Annotated in this window: 15 protein-coding genes and 2 pseudogenes; 7 read left to right on the top strand and 10 right to left on the bottom strand. The window is 71.4% G+C overall.

Features of this window, described 5'->3' with window-relative positions; translation table 11 throughout:
* The first annotated feature begins 251 nt into the window (after positions 1–251).
* Positions 252–1,940 carry a peroxidase family protein gene (locus tag ACZ9QC_RS07780; RefSeq protein ID WP_472919461.1) on the top strand — a complete coding sequence of 563 codons (1,689 nt, stop codon included), beginning with the start codon at positions 252–254 and terminating at the stop codon, positions 1,938–1,940.
* A 153-nt stretch (positions 1,941–2,093) separates the two neighbouring features.
* Here ACZ9QC_RS07780 and ACZ9QC_RS07775 read toward each other — a convergent pair whose 3' ends face one another.
* The 5 genes and pseudogenes from ACZ9QC_RS07775 to ACZ9QC_RS07755 all read right to left on the bottom strand — a co-directional run.
* Entirely contained in the window at positions 2,094–2,516 is a 423-nt protein-coding gene (locus ACZ9QC_RS07775) for an acyl-CoA thioesterase (RefSeq protein WP_472919460.1), read from the bottom strand.
* A gap of 108 nt (positions 2,517–2,624) precedes the next feature.
* Entirely contained in the window at positions 2,625–3,281 is a 657-nt protein-coding gene (locus ACZ9QC_RS07770; RefSeq protein ID WP_472919459.1) for a hypothetical protein, read from the bottom strand.
* 52 nt (positions 3,282–3,333) lie between these two features.
* Positions 3,334–3,933 carry a histidine phosphatase family protein gene (locus ACZ9QC_RS07765; protein WP_472919458.1) on the bottom strand — a complete coding sequence of 200 codons (600 nt, stop codon included), beginning with the start codon at positions 3,931–3,933 and terminating at the stop codon, positions 3,334–3,336.
* A 44-nt stretch (positions 3,934–3,977) separates the two neighbouring features.
* Positions 3,978–4,511 (bottom strand): HAD domain-containing protein, encoded by a 534-nt coding sequence (locus ACZ9QC_RS07760; protein ID WP_472919457.1) that lies wholly within the window; start codon positions 4,509–4,511, stop codon positions 3,978–3,980.
* Positions 4,512–4,617: 106 nt separating this feature from the next.
* A pseudogene (locus tag ACZ9QC_RS07755) lies at positions 4,618–4,710 on the bottom strand (DUF397 domain-containing protein); the annotation flags it as partial.
* 38 nt (positions 4,711–4,748) lie between these two features.
* Between ACZ9QC_RS07755 and ACZ9QC_RS07750 the strand changes: the two are divergent.
* From ACZ9QC_RS07750 to ACZ9QC_RS07740, 3 genes and pseudogenes are all read left to right on the top strand, one after another.
* Positions 4,749–5,077, top strand: a pseudogene (locus ACZ9QC_RS07750) (ATP-binding protein); the annotation flags it as partial.
* A 108-nt stretch (positions 5,078–5,185) separates the two neighbouring features.
* On the top strand, positions 5,186–7,276 hold the full coding sequence (locus ACZ9QC_RS07745) for a hypothetical protein (RefSeq protein WP_472919456.1): 2,091 nt from the start codon (positions 5,186–5,188) through the stop codon (positions 7,274–7,276).
* On the top strand, positions 7,273–8,061 hold the full coding sequence (locus tag ACZ9QC_RS07740; RefSeq protein WP_472919455.1) for a hypothetical protein: 789 nt from the start codon (positions 7,273–7,275) through the stop codon (positions 8,059–8,061). The genes ACZ9QC_RS07745 and ACZ9QC_RS07740 overlap by 4 nt, the downstream gene beginning before the upstream one ends.
* Here the strand turns inward: ACZ9QC_RS07740 and ACZ9QC_RS07735 are convergent.
* On the bottom strand, positions 8,021–9,229 hold the full coding sequence (locus tag ACZ9QC_RS07735; RefSeq protein ID WP_472919454.1) for a pyridoxal phosphate-dependent aminotransferase: 1,209 nt from the start codon (positions 9,227–9,229) through the stop codon (positions 8,021–8,023). The two genes, ACZ9QC_RS07740 and ACZ9QC_RS07735, sit on opposite strands and share 41 nt — an antisense overlap.
* Positions 9,230–9,315: 86 nt before the next feature.
* On the opposite strand from ACZ9QC_RS07735, the gene ACZ9QC_RS07730 reads away from it, so the two are divergent.
* Positions 9,316–9,948: a winged helix-turn-helix transcriptional regulator gene (locus tag ACZ9QC_RS07730; RefSeq protein WP_472919453.1), complete on the top strand. Its 633-nt coding sequence runs from the start codon at positions 9,316–9,318 to the stop codon at positions 9,946–9,948.
* 161 nt (positions 9,949–10,109) lie between these two features.
* Here the strand turns inward: ACZ9QC_RS07730 and ACZ9QC_RS07725 are convergent, their stop codons facing one another.
* Positions 10,110–12,413, bottom strand: a complete 2,304-nt coding sequence (locus ACZ9QC_RS07725; protein WP_472919452.1) for an LPXTG cell wall anchor domain-containing protein — start codon at positions 12,411–12,413, stop codon at positions 10,110–10,112.
* Positions 12,414–12,614: 201 nt separating this feature from the next.
* Between ACZ9QC_RS07725 and ACZ9QC_RS07720 the strand changes: the two genes are divergently transcribed.
* Positions 12,615–13,118: a hypothetical protein gene (locus ACZ9QC_RS07720; protein WP_472919451.1), complete on the top strand. Its 504-nt coding sequence runs from the start codon at positions 12,615–12,617 to the stop codon at positions 13,116–13,118.
* 115 nt (positions 13,119–13,233) lie between these two features.
* Here the strand turns inward: ACZ9QC_RS07720 and ACZ9QC_RS07715 are convergent, their stop codons facing one another.
* The 3 genes from ACZ9QC_RS07715 to ACZ9QC_RS07705 form a co-directional block, all read right to left on the bottom strand.
* A complete protein-coding gene (locus ACZ9QC_RS07715) occupies positions 13,234–14,046 on the bottom strand; it encodes a hypothetical protein (protein WP_472919450.1) in 813 nt (270 codons plus the stop codon).
* Positions 14,046–15,323 carry a VWA domain-containing protein gene (locus ACZ9QC_RS07710; RefSeq protein WP_472919449.1) on the bottom strand — a complete coding sequence of 426 codons (1,278 nt, stop codon included), beginning with the start codon at positions 15,321–15,323 and terminating at the stop codon, positions 14,046–14,048. The genes ACZ9QC_RS07715 and ACZ9QC_RS07710 overlap by 1 nt, the downstream gene beginning before the upstream one ends.
* A gap of 62 nt (positions 15,324–15,385) precedes the next feature.
* Entirely contained in the window at positions 15,386–16,915 is a 1,530-nt protein-coding gene (locus tag ACZ9QC_RS07705; RefSeq protein WP_472919448.1) for an IucA/IucC family protein, read from the bottom strand.
* Between the two features lie 222 nt (positions 16,916–17,137).
* Here ACZ9QC_RS07705 and ACZ9QC_RS07700 point away from each other — a divergent pair, with 222 nt between their 5' ends.
* Complete coding sequence (locus ACZ9QC_RS07700) at positions 17,138–18,778, top strand: IucA/IucC family protein (protein ID WP_472919447.1); 1,641 nt, start codon at positions 17,138–17,140, stop codon at positions 18,776–18,778.
* The last annotated feature ends 101 nt before the right edge of the window (positions 18,779–18,879 follow it).

The raw sequence follows: 18,879 nt of genomic DNA, 5'->3' as shown, positions 1-18,879 counted from the left end.
CCCGCCGACACCCCACTTGTGCGCGGACACGCGGCCACACGGGGGAGAACCCGACGTGAACGGCTGCTTCCTACGCCAATATGAGTAGATTTCCCGGTTCGGGAACCGCTCCTCGCGGCCGACGCGTTGTCGGGAAACAGGGATTTATCCGAATGATCGCTTCGCGTCCGGTGGGGGCCGGTACCGACGGGGAGAACCGGTAAGTCCGGTTGTGACCGTTCGCGGAGCCGGGGGACAGAACGGGGACACACATGGTGCACCGACACCATCGCGAGACCTACTACGTCGTCAACGAGGGTCGGATCCTGGAGTTCGAGAAGGGGGCGGCGGTCGCGCGCGTGCCGAGCGCGACCGAGCAGCAGATGGCCTTCCGCTTCTCCCGGTTCGGCGAGAAGGGGGTCCAGCTCGACGAGGAACTGCTCGGCAAGCTGGCCGTGGCCATGACCACGGGCACCGGCGGCGCCGACCCGGACTCGGGGGAGCCCGGCGCGTCGGTCCCGGCGGGGTTCACATATCTCGGTCAGTTCGTCGACCACGACCTGACCCTGGACCGCACCCAGGTGGGCCTGGGCGAACCGGTCCCGGTCGAGGACCTGGTGCAGGGGCGCAGCCCCGCCCTCGACCTGGACTCGCTCTACGGCATGGGCCCGCGCCATGCGGGCAGCGCCCGTTTCTACGAGCCCGGTGGCCGTCTGCGAGTGGGCACGACGCTCGGGGTGGACTTCCCGCCCGAGTCGACGTCCAACATCGACCGCGAGGGCTTCGACCTGCCGAGGGCCGGCGAGGCGGCCGGCGGCACCCGGGCCGACCAGCGCGCCCCGCTCATCCCGGACGCGCGCAACGACGAGAACCTCGCGGTCGGCCAGCTCCACCTGGCCTTCATCCGCTTCCACAACCGGGTCGTCGACCACCTCGCCGAGCGCGGAGTGCCCGAGCACCGGCTGTTCCAGGCGGCCCGGGACCTCGTCGTGAAGCACTACCAGTGGGTGCTGCGCACCGACTTCCTGCCGCGCATCGTCGACCCGGACATCGTCGAGCGGGTCTTCACCCGGGGACGCAGGCACTTCGAGCGCCCCGGGTACGTCCGCCCCGGCGACTTCCCGACGATGCCCATCGAGTTCTCGGTGGCGGCCTACCGCCTCGGGCACAGCATGGTGCGCGGGGCCTACCAGTGGAACAGCGTGTTCCGTGCGGGTGGCCCCGGTCCGATCGCCTCGCTCGGACTGCTGTTCCGCTTCAGCGGGACGGCGGGCAACCTCACCCCGGGACCGGACGACCTGAGCGACCTCGACGACCCGGACTCGGGGGAGAACCTGCGGCTGCCGAGCAACTGGATCGTCGACTTCCGCCGGCTGTTCGACTTCGGCGAGATCGGCCGGGAGGACCTGGTCGTGCCGGAGCGCGAGTTCAACGTGGCCAAGCGGCTGGACACTCTGCTCGTCGACCCCCTGTCCACGCTGCCCACCGGCACCTTCGACGGCCGGGGCCGCCCTGCCCCGCCGCCGATCCAGCGCAACCTCGCGTTCCGCAACCTGGTGCGGGCCTCGATGGTCGAGCTGGCCACCGGGCCGCAACTGGCCGCCCAGATGGGGTTCAAGCCCCTGACGGAGGACCAGATCCTGCGCGGCAGCGGCGGAGCCGTGCTGGACGGCTTCACCGACGCCGAGCGCACCCAGCTCGTGGAGCACACCCCGCTGTGGTTCTACGTGCTGCGCGAGGCCGAGGTGAACGAAGCGCGCCCCGGCAGCCTCACCGGGGTCGGGGGCACCCTCGTCGCGGAGGTCTTCCACCGGGCGATGGAGGGCAGCCGGAGGTCGATCGTGAAGCACCCGGGCTGGCGCCCGAGCCTCCCCTCCCACCGGAAGGGCAGGTTCACCATGGCGGACCTGCTGCTCTTCGCCTTCGAGAACGATCCGGAGCTGCTGAACCCGCTGGGCTGAGCGGCCACCGGTCGTGAGTCCCCGGTGTCGTGGGCCGTGAGCGCGAGCCCTCGCTCCACGACGCCGGGACCCGTCCCCGCGTCGAGCCCGGTCGGCGACGCCAGGACCCGTAGCCCTGCCGAGCCCCGGGCGGCGCGTGGTCCGTCGGCGTGCCTACAGCCCGAACAGGGTGGGGTCCGTCGCCAGGGCCCGGAAGTACTCCCGGGGGTCGGCCACCAGCTTGCGGATCCTCAGGTCCATCAGCCCGCCGACACCGGTGATCTCGGCGGCCACCGTGCCGTCCGTCCTGCGTACGGTCTGCTCGACGCGGAACGTCCTTCCCTCGCCCCACACGAACGCGCACGTCACCTCGACCTCGTCACCGGCCAGCAGCTCGCGCCGGTAACGGACCGTCGTCTCCAGCGCCACGGGGCCGACTCCCTTCGCCAGCAGGTCGGCCTGACGTATCCCGGCGGCCTGCAGCAGCGACCACCGCGCGTGTTCGCCGTACTGGAGGTACACGCTCTGGTTCAGGTGCCCCTGCACATCGGTCTCGTACCCGCGCACGGTCACCGGAACGGAAAAGGGCTCGGCCATGACTCCCCCTATCTGAGGCGAACGGAACGCTCACCAGCTTACTGAGCGCTTGCTCAGACCCGACCCGACCCGACGGGACCTGCCCGACCCGACCCGATGGGCGATCCGCTAGACGCGCCTCGGCGAAGCCAGCAGATAGCGCTCGCGCGTCCGTGGATCCGTGTGCTCGCCCGCGTGCCAGCCCGCCTCTTCCAGCGTCGCCCCGCAGGCCCGCAGCGCCTCCGCGTCGGGCTCCCGTACGGCGACGGCCTCGGGCTGGGGCGTGGCCCGCACGCGGTAACCCCCGCCCGCCGGGTCCGCTCCGGCGGGCCGGTGGCCCGCGGCCTCCAGTGCCAGTGCGGCGGCCTGCACCAGATGCGTGCGCTCCCAGCCGCAGGGGCGGTCCGTGGCGCCGCCGGTGTTGGTCATCCGGCGCAGCTCCAGAAGCCCCTGCCAGGCGCTGTGGACCTCACGGGCCCGAGCCGGTCCGGTGGCGGCGGCCTCCTCGCCGCCGACCCGCGCGGCGAAGACGCCGGTACCGGCGGGAGGGGTGTCCGTCCGGGCTTGCTCCCGGGGGGCCGTCTCCGGGAGCGGTGCCGGCGCCGTCTCCCGTATGCGATGCCCGGCCGGTGTGAGGAAGTGGTCGTGCGGCGGGCGCGGATGCCGGAAGGCCAGGCCCCGCTTCACCAGGGCCGCGAGCTGGTGCTCCGTACCCGTCAGCCGCCCGGTCACGGGCTCGGCGGCGTCGATGATGCGCCGCTGGGCGGCGGTCGGCGGTCGTGTCACGGCACCCTCCCTCACCCGAACCGGCCATGGGTCACGCCTACGGACACGAAGACTACGAGGGGGGTCTGACATTCCATCCCGCGAGGACCGGACGCCCGTGCTCCGTGCCGAGCCGGCAGACCGTGCCCGTGGCCAGCTGGAACAGCGCGCCGCCGGAGGCGGGCAGCCCGAGATAGCGGGCGGTGAGCACGCGCAGGAAGTGACCGTGGGCCACGAGCACCACGCTGCCCTCCGTGTTCGCCAGCGCCGCGTGGGCCTTGGCCAGTATGCGGTCGGCACGGGCACCGACCTCTTCCGGGCTCTCCCCGGGGTGCTCCGGCGGCCCCGGCGCCACGCCGTCCGTGAACAGGAACCAGTCCGGGCGCGTGCGGTGGATCTCGACGGTGGTGACGCCCTCGTACCCGCCGTAGTCCCATTCGACGAGGTCGGCGTCGATGCGCGCTCCACTGAGTCCGGCCAGGTCGGCGGTCTCCCGAGCGCGCTTGAGCGGGCTCACGAACACGGTTCCGACGCGGTGCGAGCCGAGCAGCGGGGCGAGGCCGCGTGCCTGCTCGCGGCCGTGGTCCGTCAGTGAGATGTCGGTCCAGCTGGTGTGCTGCCCGGACACCGACCACTCGGTCTCACCGTGCCGCACAAGAAGAAGATCACCCATGCCCCCAGGCTACGAGTCCGTGGCGCCCGACGGCGTTCCGCGCCTCACAGGGCACGGGCCCACCGCTCCAACTCCGTGAACTCCGCCTCCCGCAGCCCCCGGCGCGGATCGATCCGCAGCAGCAGCGCGGCGGTGTCGTGGTGCTCGGCCACATGCCGGACATCGAGGTCGGTGATCATGTCGTCGACCCAGACGAACGGCCGTCCCGCCGCCCACCGGAGAACCTGCCGGGTCTTCCAGTACAGCCCGTCCGGGTCCTCGGCGAAGAGGCCGGCGAACTCGATGACCGGCAGGTCGCGGGGCAGCCCGATCACCGGGCCGATCATCTCGTTGGCCTCGTGCATCCAGGTCGTCGCCCACGCCAACTCGTAGGGCAGCGCGAGCAGTCGCTCGCCGTGCACCGGATTGAGCCGGATCCGCAGGCCCCGGCGGAGCCGCCGGGAGCCCGGTTTCTGCCGGGACGACCAGTAGGCCGGGCGCACCCGGTGGGTCACATAGCCGCGAGGACGCCACAGGCGGGCGCCGAACGGGTTCAGGGGGCCGTCGACGTCGAGGAGGAGCAGCGGGCGATCCGTCATGAGGAAGGGCTACCCACCTCCGGGGTACGCCGACGCCCCGACCCCGGGTACGCCGACGTCTCGCGCCCCGTGCTCGACGGGGTGTGGGGCGGGGGTGGTCGGCGGGTCAGTGACCGGCGGCGGCATGGGCGACGAAGGCCGACCACTGGTCCGGACCGAATGCGAGACGAGGGCCACGCCTGTTCTTCGAGTCCCGTACGTGGACGGTGCCCGGGGCGTTCGCGACCTCGAGACATGTGGGGGTGGCCGCACGACTCGGAGGCGAACGACACCGCCGCGCTGCTCGCCGCCGAACTCCCGCGAACGCCGCGCTCCACGGCCGGGAGAGGGGCCGGGACTTCCGCCTCCGGCTGACGCTCTTCGGCCCGGACGCCACGCTCCGCATCGAGGTGACGGACGCGCGCCCCGACCGCCGCCCGGCCGGACCCGGCTCCCTTCCCTCACCGGCGCCCGACGCGGAGTCCGGGCGGGGCCTGCTCATCGGCGAGGCGCCGGCCGGGCACTGGGGAACGACATGGGGAGACCCGTACACCAGGACGGTGTGGTGCGAGGTCACCCTCGCCTGAGCACTCGTGCGGGTGAAGCCGCCGGGGTCCCGGGGGCGTCGTTGCCGGAGCGTCCTACCTTCGAGAACGAACGACCACCGGGAACACGAGTGGACCTCGGGAGGCCATGTGGCGGCGTGGGGACAGCGCACGGGCGAGACGGACTACGCGCCGAACAGCGCCACGGACCGGGTGATGAGACTGTGCACGGAGCTGATCACCACCTATCACCCGTTACGGACACCCATGCCCCTGCTGGCCCTCCGCGCGGTGACGGACCAGGACGCGTCGGAGGCGGACGCGGCCGTACGCAAGGGCGTGGAGTTCCTCCGCGCGATGCACCTGCGGCGAGGGCTGCGGTGCCGGGTGGTCAGGACGGACCAGGACGGGGACGACTTCCAGCGAGGGCTGGCCGTCCTGCGTGACCTGGCCGGAAAGCCGTGGGACAGCACACGCCGACCGCATGCCGCCACCTACGGCTTCCCCCGCTCGGCGCTGCTGGAGGCCGTCGAGCAGGCGGTGGCGGCCGACGACGAGGACAGCGTCCTGGTCCGGCTGGAGCGGATGCGCTGGCGGCCACGGCAGGTGGGCGCTGACACGGGCGGCTGGGCGCGGCAGGCGCTGCGGACGGCGATGAGCCCGCTCCACCTCGCCGGGGCCGCCGTCGTCGCGGCGCTCGGTGCGCTGGCGGCCGAAAGCCCGGAACTCATGCCTTTCGTGCTGGTCACCGTGGTGCTGGCGGTCGTGGGCGGAGCCTGGTCGCGGCAACACGAGGGGCTGCTGCCCTGGCACGGACCGGCCGGCCGCTGGCTGGTGACCACGACGTTCCTGGCCGTCGTCGGCGACTTCGCGCCGGTCTGGTCGATCTGGCGCCCGCGCCGGTCCCGGGCCACCCGGGCGAACCGCGTGAACGAGGTCGCCCACGTCTACCAACTGGCCGTCGGCGGGCCCGAGGGGCCGGAACGGGAGCGGGCTCGCCAGTTCTATCTCGAACTGCGCACCCTGGCCTTCCTGGACGACCTGCGCCACAACTTCCGGCCCCGACCGGTGCTGCGCATGCGCCGGCATGTGCTGCCACCGATGGTGTTCATCCCCAGGGCCACCCGTGAGAACGGCGGGGTCGTCCTCCTCAGGGTCATCAGCGACGTACGCAGCCGTCGCAGCGGGCTCGACCCGCTGTTCGTCGTCGCCGGCCTCACCCGTCAGGACGAGGCCGACCTGCACATCCGTACGGCGGTGGCGTCGCCGCTCACCGACCCGGCCGGTACACCGGATCCCTCCGCGCTGTACCGGGCGTGGGTCCACGACCACCTGAGAGTCGGCCAGTCGCCCAGCGCCGCCGCGAGTCTGCCGTGGGTGCTGCCCATCCGCCTGCCCGACACCCTGCTCACCCCGAGCGGCACGGAGGCGCACGACGCGTCTCCGCTCGGTCCGCCGAACTGGGTGCGTGGAGCTCCGCGCCTGCTGGCGGGGAGCGTCGCCGTGAGCGTGCTGACGGCCGGGGGCGTGGTCGCCGCCGCACAGCCGAGGAGCTGCCATCCCGAGTCCTTGCACCTGTTCGACCAGGACACCGAAAAGGTCGGGAGCCAGTGCATCGGCATCTCGGACGGCACCGTGCTGTTCGATCCGAACGGTGGTGTGCGGCTGAACGGCAGGAAGTACGGGCGTCCCGGCACGGGCGCGGGAGCCGCCCAGTTCGACGTGGCGCGCCTGATGAGAAGCATCAAGAACGAGAACGACGCGGTACGGGACGAGCGGCACGTGATCCTGTACTACGCGGGTGAGCTGACGCATAAGAAGGACCCGAAGACCGCGCTCAACGGACTCCGGGAGTTGGCCGGTGTCCACGCCAGGCAGAAGTACCTCAACGCCAGCGAGGACGGCACAGAACCCAAGGTCGTCGTGGAGGTGGCCAACGGCGGTCACCTCATGGGGGAGCAGGCGAAGGCGGTCGACCACATCATCGAGCACGCGCGTGAGCATCCGCGCCAGGTGCTTGGGGTGGTGGGCTTCAGCCGTGACAACGAGGACACGCACTCCTCGGTGCGGCGTCTCGCCGAGGAGGGCCTGAACGTCGTGGCCCCCAGAATTCAGACGACCGCCTGGCGCGGGAGGAGAAGAACTTCGTCAGTCTCGCGGCCACCAACCAGGAACAGGCCCGCGCCTTCCGGGAGGCGATCGAGGCAGGCCGGGTGGATGTGGAGAAGGGGGAGGCCGTGATTCTCACGCCGTCCCGTACGGAACAGGACATCTACAGCCGACAGCAGGCCTGGGCCGCCAAGGAGGCACTCGGTGAGACCGCGGAACTGACGCCCCGTGTGGTGCGCTACAGCGAGTGGGACGAGGTGAGGGAGAAGCTGTGCGAGTGGAAGAACGTCAGGGCGCTGTACTTCACCGACCGGGCGGAGAATCTGGGCAGACTGGTCGACGCGGTGAACAACGCGAACTGCGACGTCGGCCCGCTGGCACTGCTCACCGGTGACGACGTGACCAAGTCGATCGCCATGGAGGGCCGGGAGCACATGCCCGAGGGCGTGACGCTCTACTACGCGTCGCTGGCGGCGCCGGCCCACACCTTCGGCTCCTCGCCCCTGCCTGACCACCTGGCGGAGGTACTGGAGGTCAGGAAGCTTCCGAAAGTGACCGACCCGATCTTCGAGGACGGGACGATCGCCCTCGCGTACGACGCCACGACCGTCCTGTACAAGGCGGGGGCCAAGGCCGGCTTCCGGCCGGAGTTCATCAACGGGGAGCTGCTGAAGACGGAGGGGCGGGGCGCCGGAGGGCAGATCGACCTGAGCTGGGAGCGCCGCGAGAAACCGGAGGGGCACACCGTGGCTGTCTTCAAGGTCTCCAGGACTGCCGCGCCCGGTGAACGGCCCACCTGCGAGGCCTACTACCAGGGGCTGGGGGACGACAAGACGGTCGGCAACGCGTGTGACCAGACCGCCCCGCCCTCGGCCCCTACTGCCGGTACCCGCTCAGGAACCGGCCGATCCGGCTGATCGCCGCGTCCAGGTCCTCGGCGTGGGGGAGGGTGAGGATGCGGAAGTGGTCGGGGGTGGGCCAGTTGAAGCCGGTGCCCTGGACGACCTGGATCTTCTCGCGCAGGAGAAGGTCGAGGACGAACTTCTCGTCGTCGTGGATCTTGTGCACCTTGGGGTCGAGGCGGGGGAAGGCGTACAGCGAGCCCTTCGGCTTCACGCAGGACACACCGGGGATCTCGTTGAGCTTCTCCCAGGCCACCGTGCGCTGTTCGTACAGCCGGCCGCCCGGGGCCGTCAAGTCGTGGATGGACTGCCGGCCGCCGAGCGCGGCCTGGATGGCGTACTGGGCGGGCGCGTTGGCGCACAGGCGCATGGAGGCCAGCATGGTCAGGCCCTCCAGGTAGCTCTTCGCGTGCTGCTTCGGGCCGGTCACCACCAGCCAGCCCGAGCGGAAGCCCGCCACCCGGTACGTCTTCGACAACCCGCAGAAGGTCAGCACGACCAGGTCGGGGGCGAGCGCCGCGACCGAGTGGTGCACGGCGTCGTCGTACAGGATCTGGTCGTAGATCTCGTCGGCGAAGACCATCAGGCCGTGGCGGCGGGCGAGGTCGAGGATGCCCTCGATGATCTCCTTGGGGTAGACCGCGCCAGTGGGGTTGTTCGGGTTGATGATGACCACGGCCTTGGTACGGTCCGTGATCTTCGACGCCATGTCCTCCAGGTCGGGGTACCAGTCGGCCTGTTCGTCGCAGAGGTAGTGGACCGCCTTGCCTCCGGCGAGAGTGGTCACGGCCGTCCACAGCGGGAAGTCCGGGGCGGGAATCAGGATCTCGTCGCCGTCCTCGACCAGCGCCTGTACGGCCATCGAGATCAGCTCGGAGATGCCGTTGCCGAGGAAGACGTCGTCGACGCCCACCTCCAGGCCCAGGGTCTGGTAGCGCCCCGCCACGGCCCGGCGGGCGGAGAGGACGCCGCGCGAGTCGGTGTAGCCGTGAGCCTGGGGCAGCATCCGGATCATGTCCTGGAGGATCTCTTCCGGTGCCTCGAAACCGAACAGCGCGGGGTTGCCGGTGTTCAGGCGCAGCACGCTGTGCCCGGCCTTCTCCAGTGCGTCGGCGTGCTCGATCACCGGCCCGCGGATCTCGTAGCAGACCTCGCTGAGTTTGTTCGACTGCCGGAACTCCATGCGCGCTCGCCCCTCCGGTTCGTGTGTTGCTTGGTTTTACCAAGTTCCAGCTTGGAAAGTCCAACGACATGTCTAGACTGCGTCGCATGCCACCTCGCCGAAGCTACGACCAGTACTGTTCCGCCGCCCGCGCCCTCGATGTCGTGGGTGACCGTTGGACCCTGCTGATCGTGCGCGAACTGCTGGCCGGGCCGCGTCGCTACACCGACCTCCACGCGGACCTCCCGGGAGTCAGCACCGACGTCCTCGCCTCCCGGCTGAAGGACATGGAACGGGACGGACTGACGACACGGCGCCGGCTCCCCCCACCGGGTGCCGCGTATGTGTACGAACTCACCAGGCGGGGGCGCGAGTTGCTGCCCGTTCTGCAGGAGCTCGGGGAGTGGGGTGCGGCCGCGCTGGGTGAGCGCCGGGCCACAGACGCCGTACGTGCGCACTGGTTCGCCCTGCCGCTGCTGCGCGGGCTCGACGGGTGTGCCGCCGGGCTCGTGGAAGTGGGGCTGGAGGAGGGGCTGTTCCATGTGTGGGTCGGAGCCGAGGAAGGGCAGGTCTACGGCGATGGGGCCGCGCCCGAGTCGCCGGACGTCCGGCTGTCGATCGACGTGGCGACCTGCGGGGCGCTCGCCCGCGGGGAGTTGAGCCTGCGGGACGCCGTACGGCAGGGGCGGGTCGAGATGGAGGGCGACGGGGCCTTGGCGAAGGAGTTGCGGGAGGGGTGAGCCAGGGGGAGTCGAGGTGGGCGCGGACGGCGCCCTCGGCCGGTGTGCTCCGTGGCTGACGGTTAACGGCTGGACGGCTTTGGCCCCACCCGTCCAGCCGTGGCTGGACGGGTGGGGCCAAAGCCGTTGCGGGAACCCTCGCGCCGCTCCTGACGTCCTGTCTACTCCTGGTCGGCGGTGCGGCGGCGCTTCCACCACACCAGTGCGCCACCGACGGCGGCCAGGGCCGCGGCGAGTCCGCCGATCAGGCCCATCGGGGCGCCCGTACCGGTGTCGGCGAGGTCGCCCGTCGGGTCCTGTTCGTCCTTGCCGCCGTTGCCGCCGCCGGCCGGGGGCGTCGCCGGGTCGGACGGCTTGTCCGTCGGATCGTCCGCATCGGTGGGCGTCGGCTTCGGAGTCGGATCCGGTCCCGGGCCGGGAGTGTCGTCGCCGCCGGAGACATCGGAGGCGACGGTGTTGCCGCCCAGGAGCAGCAGGTTCGCGTCACCGTCCTTGGTGTTGTCCGCCAGCGTGCGCACCGACGCTTTCGTCTCACGCGGCAGATAGCGGTGCTCGGTGTCGAAACTGAGCTTGTTCATGTTCCGCTTGGGCTGCTTGGAGAAGTCCACCCCGCCCACACTCATGGTGTACGGACCGCCGCCGGCGTCGTGCTCCCACTGCTGCTCGCCCTCACGCAGCGACTTCAGATACGCCTGGTAGACGCTCTCGCGCGTCCAGTCCTTGTGCTCACCGCGCAGCGGCCACGCGGACACGTCGTCGCTGTTGATGACCTTGTGGTAGTCGGTGGGTGACGCGGCGTCCTGCTGACGGATGAACTCCGCCGCCACCCGGGCCGTGTAGACGCGGCGCAGGTCGGCGTAGCGCGGGTCGGTGTTCACCCGCCTCTCGACCTCGGGCATGATCAGCCGGTTCATACGGTCCTCGGTGGCCTTCTTCTCGGCCTCGTCGAACTCGCACAAGTACGGGTCGCCCGGCATGTTGTCGATCTTCAGGTACTGGGCCTGGACCTTCAGCGGTGTGTCCAGGATGTGGATGCCGCCGTTCTCCTCGCGGACCACCGCGGTGTCCGGCTCGATCCAGTTGCGGACCTGGAACCAGCAGGGGACACCGTCGGCGTCGCGGGGCAGCGACTTCCAGTACTGGTCGGCCTCCGGGCGCTTGGTCGGGTTCATCGCATCGGCGAAGTCCTTCTTCAGTTCCAGATCCGCTTCCAGCAGGACCCGTCCGGCGTCGGTCTTCCCGAACGCGCTGTCCATGATCTTGTCGGGCTGGTCCGGGTTGAGATTGACCCAGAACTTCTCCGGGGTCAGGGCGAGCCAGGTGAAGAACGCGTCATTGATGAGCTGCGACTTCTCCTTGCCTCCCCAGCCGGCGGTGTCCTCCGGAACCTCCTTCGCGGAGAAGCTGTAGTCGACCCCCTTGCCCTTGACCGGCTTGCCGATGTACCGCAGCTCCAGCGTGGAGAAGTCCACCCCGCCGGGGCCCTTGGGCTGGAGCCGGTGAGGGTCGGCCGCGTTCTTGCGGTCCAGGAACTCCTTCATGGCCTTCGGGTTCGGGCGCGACTCACGGATCAGATCCTGCGCACCGCCCCCCGTGACACCCTTGGAACCCGGGGGCTGCAAGGTGGTGGTCTTGTCCCGCACACCGCCGCCCGGGGCCAACTCGACCTTCCGAGAACGGTAGTTGTACTCGGTGACCTTGCCCGGGGCGTTCTTCTTCAGCTCGTTCAGGTGGTCCCTGGCCGCTTTGTCCTGCGGCTCGGCGAAGACGTACTTCAGGGATGTGACCGGGCTGTTCTTCTGCTTGGACCAGGCGATGTCGCCAGGCTTCTGCCTGGTGTCCGGGGTCCCGTTGGACTTGATCTCCAGGCTCTTTCCGGTGCGCTTGTTCCAGGCGTCCAACTGGCGCCGGTGGGTCTCGCCGGTGTCGGGGTCGACGAAGTCGAACTCCTTCTGGCAGATCCAGTCGTCGCCGACGAGCCCGTGGTCCCTGATGATCTTCTTCTCGAACGCCTTGCCGCGCGGGTCGTTTCCGGTGTTCCTGATCTGGATGTTGTCGCGCCAGTGGGTCCAGTCGCCGAAGGCGTTCGGGTTCTTCTCCCTGGCCTTGATCCACCTCCACCAGATCCGGTCGACAGGCCGGGACTTCGGCGGTACCTTCGCCTCCTTCTGCAGCCGCTTGATGTCGTCCTCGGACGGTGCGCCGAGACCGTCGTACTGCTTGCCCGGGTTCACGTACTCGTACGTGTCCCACTGCGACTTGGCCCGCGAGGCGTCCCCCTCGGGCAGCTCCACGACGGCCTGGAGGTCCTCCGCCAGGTCGAAGTAGTCCCGGCACGGCATGCCCGGGTTCGGCGGCTTCTTGCCCGGCGCGGCATCCGCGTTGGAGGTGAGGCTCGGCAGGCCGGTGAGCGCGAGGGTCGCCGCGGCGGCGACCGCCACAGCGGCGGCCAGTCGCGCTCTCACGCGTTGACGTATGGATTTCAACTCTTCTGTCCCTTACCTGTGGGGGCTTGGGGGACGTGTGAGGGCGGTGTGAGCCCCCGTGACATGACACCGCCAATGACGGGCAGTCTGTACCGCAACTCTTTGTGAATGCAACCGGCTTGGGGTTGCCACGCCCCGTCTTCGCGGTATCCGCACAGTCGCCGGGTAGGGTCGGGCGGTATGGAGATCACCGAGGAGGAGTACCGGGAACTGGCCGAACTGGACCGGATCCGCTCCAGCAATCCCGTCCTGGACACCTGGCTCCGGGACCGGCGGCAGGAGTTCCCCGCTTGGGCCCGGCAGCACGAAGGGGACTGGGACTTCACCCCCACCTCCCTCGACCGCCTGGAGGTACTCGTTCGCTCCCGCTACGCGGGCAGCGACCAGGCATGGGAGGCACGCGGCAGCGACTTCCTCCAGACGGCCGCCTGGTACGTGGGAGAGGTCCACAACCGCACCTGCGGCACCCAGTGGCAGTACCACCCCGACTCCGTCACGGTCGACCCGGTCGTGGCGCCGTTCGTCATCCTGCCGTTCGACCGCCTCTTCGACTTCGAGGACGAGGACGGCGTCGACTCCGACGCCAGGCCCTCGTACACACCGGTCAACCGCCTGTGCGGAATCCTCGACGCGGACGGCGGAAGCCTCGTCGACGACCTCGGCGTCCACACGCCGGAGGAGTGACCGCAGGGCTCCCGCGCACTCCGGCGCCGCCGGCGCGTGCCCGGAGGCCCCTCCTGGCCCAGCCCGGCGAATGGCCCGCCGGACCGGCACGGTTCGGCGGGCCTTCGACGTGCCGTCAGGCTCCCGGTGGCGGGACCCGGGTCGGCCGTCCCGTGCCCCGCGTCAGCGTGTACCCGCCGATCCCCGCCAGCGCGGCCAGCACCGCCCCCAGCGCGGTCCACACCCAGCGGTCGCTCCACCAGCCGGAGGCCCACCCGTCGTCGGGTTCGAGGGAGGAGAGGACCGCCTCGGCCGAGGAGTCCTCGTCGTCCTCCTGCCGGGACGTCACCGCTATCCCCGGAACCAGTGGCTGGGCCAGCGAACCGTCGACCGCCGCCGACCCGCCGATGTCCTGGGAGTCGACCTCGACCTCGGCGCCGACCGGCAGCCCCAGGTCGGCCGTGGCCAGCCGGGTCGTGGTGAGCCGGAGGTAGTACGTGCCCGGCAGCGGGTCGTCGGCCCACTCCTCCGACCACGCGCGAACGGTACGCAGGGTGCAGGACAGCTCGACGGAGCCCGCCCCCGCCCCGGCGGTCCGGGTCTGCGCGCCGTACTGGCAGGCCTGGCGGCGCCGCAGCCCGTCGTACACGTCGATCTGCCAGGTCGAGGAGGACTCGGCCCCCTCGGGCAGCTCGACGGTCGCCCGCACGGTGGGCCGTTGCCCCGCGTCGGCCGGGAACGACCAGTACAGGTAGTCACCGGTCGAGGCGTCGGCCGTCGCGGTCTGCCCCTGCTCGAACTCCGCGGCCGTACGGAAGGACGTGCCCGCCTCGGTGGGCGCGTCACCGCCGTCCGAGGGGCTCGCCGAGGGCGTGGAGTCCGCTACCGCCGGGGAGACGGCCAGGCCCAGCACCATCAGGGCCGCGCTCAACACACGTGTGATCCGCATCAGTTGGTCCTCCAGACCGCGACCCGCCAGCGTGACAGCCAGCCCCACAGCACACCCGCGACGAACCCGACGAGCACCAGCACACCGAGCAGCCACCAGCCGCGGCCGAGGCCGAAGGAGGCCACGTCGGCGGCCTGGTCGGGCCCGTCCACGACATCGACGGTGATCTCCAGCGGCAGACCGGGCGTGGTCTTGACACCGCTCGCCGGCGAGTAGGAGTGGGTCACCTGGAGGCACACGGTCTCGGCGACGTCCTCGTCCGCCGAGTCCTCCGCGTTCTCGGCCTCCGGCTTCGGATGGCGCAGACCGGTGGAGATGACGTCGGTGCGGCCGGTGCCGGCCGCCTCGCCGCGTACGATCTCACGGTTCTTCGTGGTCACGGCGCGCAGCAGCACCCCGTAGTCGGGGTTGACGTCACGGTCCGCCGCGACGCTCACCGAGGCCCGCAGCTCCTGGCCCGGCTTCAGGTCGACGCGGTACCAGCGCTGCTGCCCGAACTCCTGGCGGTCCGTGTAGAGGCCGGACGCCAGCGTGGGCGCCTGCGCGCAACGCTCGGCGCCCTCCACGGCCTTCGGCACGACCACGGGGTCGGCGGCCCGGTCGACCAACTGGTTGACCCGGTCGGTGAGTTCGTCACGGTGCTCGATCGAGGTGTACGTGCCGCCGGTCGCCTCGGCGATGCAGCTGAGCTGGACGCGCAGCTTGGCGTTCGGGACCAGGCCGAGCGTGTCGATGGTCAGGCCGATGCCCTTCGCCGCGATCTCACGGGCCACCTCGCACGGGTCGAGCGGGGCACAGGTGTCCTCGCCGTCGCTGATCAGCACGATCCGCTTGGTGCCCTCGCCGCCCTCCAGGTCGTCGGCCGCCTTCAGCAGCGCGGGGCCGATCGGGGTCCAGCCGGTCGGCGTGAGCGTCGCCACCGCCGTCTTCGCCTCCGTGCGGTCCAGCGGTCCCACCGGGTAGAGCTGCGCGGTGTCCTTGCAGCCCGTCTTCCGGTCGTCGCCCGGGTAGTCGGCGCCCAGCGTGCGGATGCCGAGCTGGACCTCCTCGGGCGTGGCGTCCAGCACCTCGTTGAACGCCTGCTTCGCCGCGGCCATGCGGGACTCGCCGTCGATGTCCTGGGCCCGCATCGAACCGCTGACGTCCAGCAGGAGGTTGACCTTGGGCGCGGTGGCCGTGGTCTCGTCGGCGACGGCCGTGGTCGGGACCGCGATCCCGGCCGTCAGGGCGGCGAGCAGGGCGAACACCCCTGCTGCCAGCCGTTGTCTTGTGATCATCGGCGGATCCTATTGATCCGGAGGGCCGTGCTTCAAAACGAGACCCGCTGTTGACGGGCCGTTCACCGCAGCGGACTCGGCACCTCCGCCCAGATGTCGCCGGGCCGCTCCGGCGAAAGTCGCATCAGAGTCAACGCCTTCGTCGGTACCGGGCCCTGCAGCAACGTGCCCAGATCCGCGGTGCGCGGCAGCTCCCGTACGGCGGCTGCGAGCGCCTCGCGCAGGACGGGCGTCGAACCGGCCGTCGCGCCGAGCGTGCCCGTGATCAGGGCGCCGAACAGCTTGCGGCGCAGGGTCCTCTCGTCGTCCGTGACGATGCGGCCGGTCATCGCGGGCGCCGCGATGCCGTGCCGGGCGAGGCGTGCCGGGCTGACCCGGATGTCCGCGAGGTCGCGGTAGACGAGACGGCGGGGGGCACCCGACGGGGACAGGACCACCAGGAGGTTCTGGCCGTGCGCCTCCAGGGCCACGCCCACGTCGAGCAGCCGGAGGGAGACCGTGAGCGCGAGACGGGTGAAGTCCGCCAGCCAGGACGGCGACCGCGGCAGCTCGGTCGTCGCCAGGGCGGCCACCGGCAGGATCCGTTCACCGGCCGCCGTGTCCGCGTACGTGTCCGGTGACTCGCGCAGCACCGCCGCGAGATCCGGCGAACCGGCGGTGACCGCGCCGAGCGTGCGCGTGACGTGCAGCAGTCCTTCGGTGCGGGCCGCGACCTCGGCCATGAAGTCCGACACGATCGCCGAGGTCTCGATCGAGTAGACCGAGATGTCCCGCACGGAGGAGGTCAGCCGGGCGCTGAGCGCGGTCTTGACGTGCGGACCGCCGTCCGCGAGGGCGAGGGTGCGCAGCGACATCAGCGGATGGGCCTCGATCACCTCCCCCAAGGGGCACTTGAGGACATGGGCCGCCTGCCACGGATGCACCGGGACCAGCACCCGTCCGCCGTCCCGCAGCGCGTCCGGCCACTCCCCGACGACCAGCGCGTCGTCGACGGGCGCCAGCCCCAGCCGTACCACCTGCCGGTGCTCGGGCCCGTAGGCAAGCTGGTCGCCCGCCGAGAAACCGGGCCGGGAACGGCAGTTGGGGTGGAAGGGGTGACCGTCGACGATCGCCTGCTCCCACTCCCAGCCCGCCCTCGGGGCCGAGTTCGCCAAGGGGGCGGGCGGCGCACCCCGGTTGGCGCGCGACAGGGCCAACGAGGCCACGCTGTGGTCGAGTTCAGCGGCGAAGGCGGCACTGTGCGGAACGGCGAGCGCGCTCATCAGCCGCGCCGGACGGTCGTACGGCCGCTCGTCGAACCACACCTGTTCGACCTGGGCCGCGGTGCCGTACGGGTCCACGGCCGGGCCGTGCAGCCGGCGGCCGTCGGCGAGGTGGAGCGTGACCCCGTCCCCTCCGGCCGTCTCCCGCCGCATCACCCAGGGCAGCGGTTCGTGGACGAGGCCGCGCCACAGCCGGGTCAGCACGGCCGCCCGGGCGCCGGGCAGCGCGGTCGTGTACGGCAGCGTCAGATCAGGGCGTACGGTGCCCAACTCGGCGCCGAGCGAGGCCTCGGCGTCGGCTTCGGCGTCGGTCACGGAGGGACGGGCCACGGAGGGGCTCCTCGGGTGCGGGTGCGGGTGCGGCGAGTGCGGGCGCGGTGCCGGGCGGGTACGGGTAGCGACAGGGATGTCGGTTCGAACGTCGGCGTACGACCACTGCCCGTCCCTCTCCTCCGCGACGCATGACGGCATCGCGGGCGGACGCCTCATGGCCGCTTCGCGACGAGGCGTGAGGGGCAGACATACTGATCACGAGTGCACCGTAAGGAACGAATGGACCCCGTGGACGCCACCCCGCCCCGCGACAGCATCGGCGCCGTCGCCGACGCCCACGCCGCCGCACCCCTGCTCAACTGCCTTCTGCGGGAGGCGGGGGAGCCGGCGGGTGCGGTGGAGGGGGAGCCGGGGGGAGGACCGGAGGAAGGGCCGGACGGAGAGCCGGCCGGGTCGTCGGGCGTGACCGTGGTGCACCGCCTCAGGGGCAGCGGCCGCCTCCTGCGGGTGCGCGGCACCCGCCGCCCCACCCATCCCGAGGTGCGCACGGAGGACGGCTGGCACGCTCTCACCCACACCGACCTCGTCAAACTCGTCGCCGAGGAACTGCGTGCCCTCACCGGCCTCGCCAACTCCGAACTGCCCGCCGAGATGCTGGACAGCCGCGAGGCCGTGGCCGCCCTCCTGACCCGGCGCGCCCACGCGCCGGTGCCCGAGGACCCGTACCGGCGCTCCGAACAGTCCCTGATCACCGGTCATCCGTACCATCCCGCGCCCAAGGCGCGCGGCGGCGGGCCGGCCGCCACCTGGCTGCCCTACGCCCCGGAGGCGTATGTCCGGTTCCCGCTGGTCCTCCTCGGCGTCCGTGAGGACGCCGTGGTCGAGGAGGGCGACACCACCGCCCTCGACACCCTGGGCACGGCCCCGCCCGGCTATCGGCTCCTGCCGGCCCATCCCTGGCAACTCGACCTGGTGGGCGACGAGTTGGGCGAGGCGTTCGCGGACGGCCGCCTCGTACGGCTGGGCCGGACGCGAGGGCGGACGTGGCCGACGGCGGCGATCCGCACGGTGTACGTGCCCATGGCCGTACCCGAGGCGGTACTCGAGGCGGGACCAGAGGCCGTCAGCGGTCCCCGCTCCGACCTCTTCCTGAAGTTCAGCCTCGATGTGCGGATCACCAACGACATCCGCCGGCTGTGGCGGCACGACCTGCTCAGGCTGCGCCGCACCGACCGGGCGGTCACGGAGGCCTTCGCCGGGTCGCCGGGTGCCTGGCTGAGCGACCGGGGCTACCGCACCGCCGCCTTCGCGTTCGAGGAGCTGGCGGTGTTGGTGCGGGACGGCCTGGGCGGCCATGTGCCCCCCGGCACGACCCCCTTGCTCGCCGCCGCCCTCACCGAGAGCGCCGGGGTCTTCCCGGGGAACCCGCTCCCGTGCACCACCGACCCCGAGGCGTGGTGGGAGGCGTATCTCAGGGCGGTTGTCCCCCCGGCCCTCGCCGCGTTCCACGGCCACGGCGTCGTGCTGGAGGCCCACCTGCAGAACACGGTCGTCGCCTGCGACGCCTCGGGCACCCCCGTCCAGGTGGTCTACCGCGACGCCGAGGGGGTGAAGCTCCTCCCGGACGTCACGCGCGCGGCCGGCTGGGAACGGCTGGTCTACTGCCTCTTCGTCAACAACCTCCTGGAGATCGCGGCGGCCCTGACCGAACACCACCCGGCGCTCGACCCCCGGCCCGCCGTACGACGCGAGCTGGAGCGCCACGGCCACGTACCGGAGGTCGCCGACCTGCTCGACTCGCCCACGCTGCCCGGCAAGACGAATCTGCTGCTCAGATGGACGGGCGCGGACGGCGCGGCGGCGCGCTACCTCCCCCTGCCCAACCCGTTCCGCCGGCCGCCGGGTCGCGGCGGCCGATGACCTCCGCGTGGCCCGTACGACGCCCCGGGGGCCGAGGGGTCCTGGGCCGGCGCGGTGGGGCCGTGGAGCCAGTCGGTGAAGCAGTGGTCGTGCGGGTCGCG

Source organism: Streptomyces sp. HUAS MS02 (genome assembly GCF_055702265.1).
The sequence above is the reverse complement of the archived record's forward strand: the minus strand, read 5'-3'. Positions and strand labels throughout refer to the sequence as shown.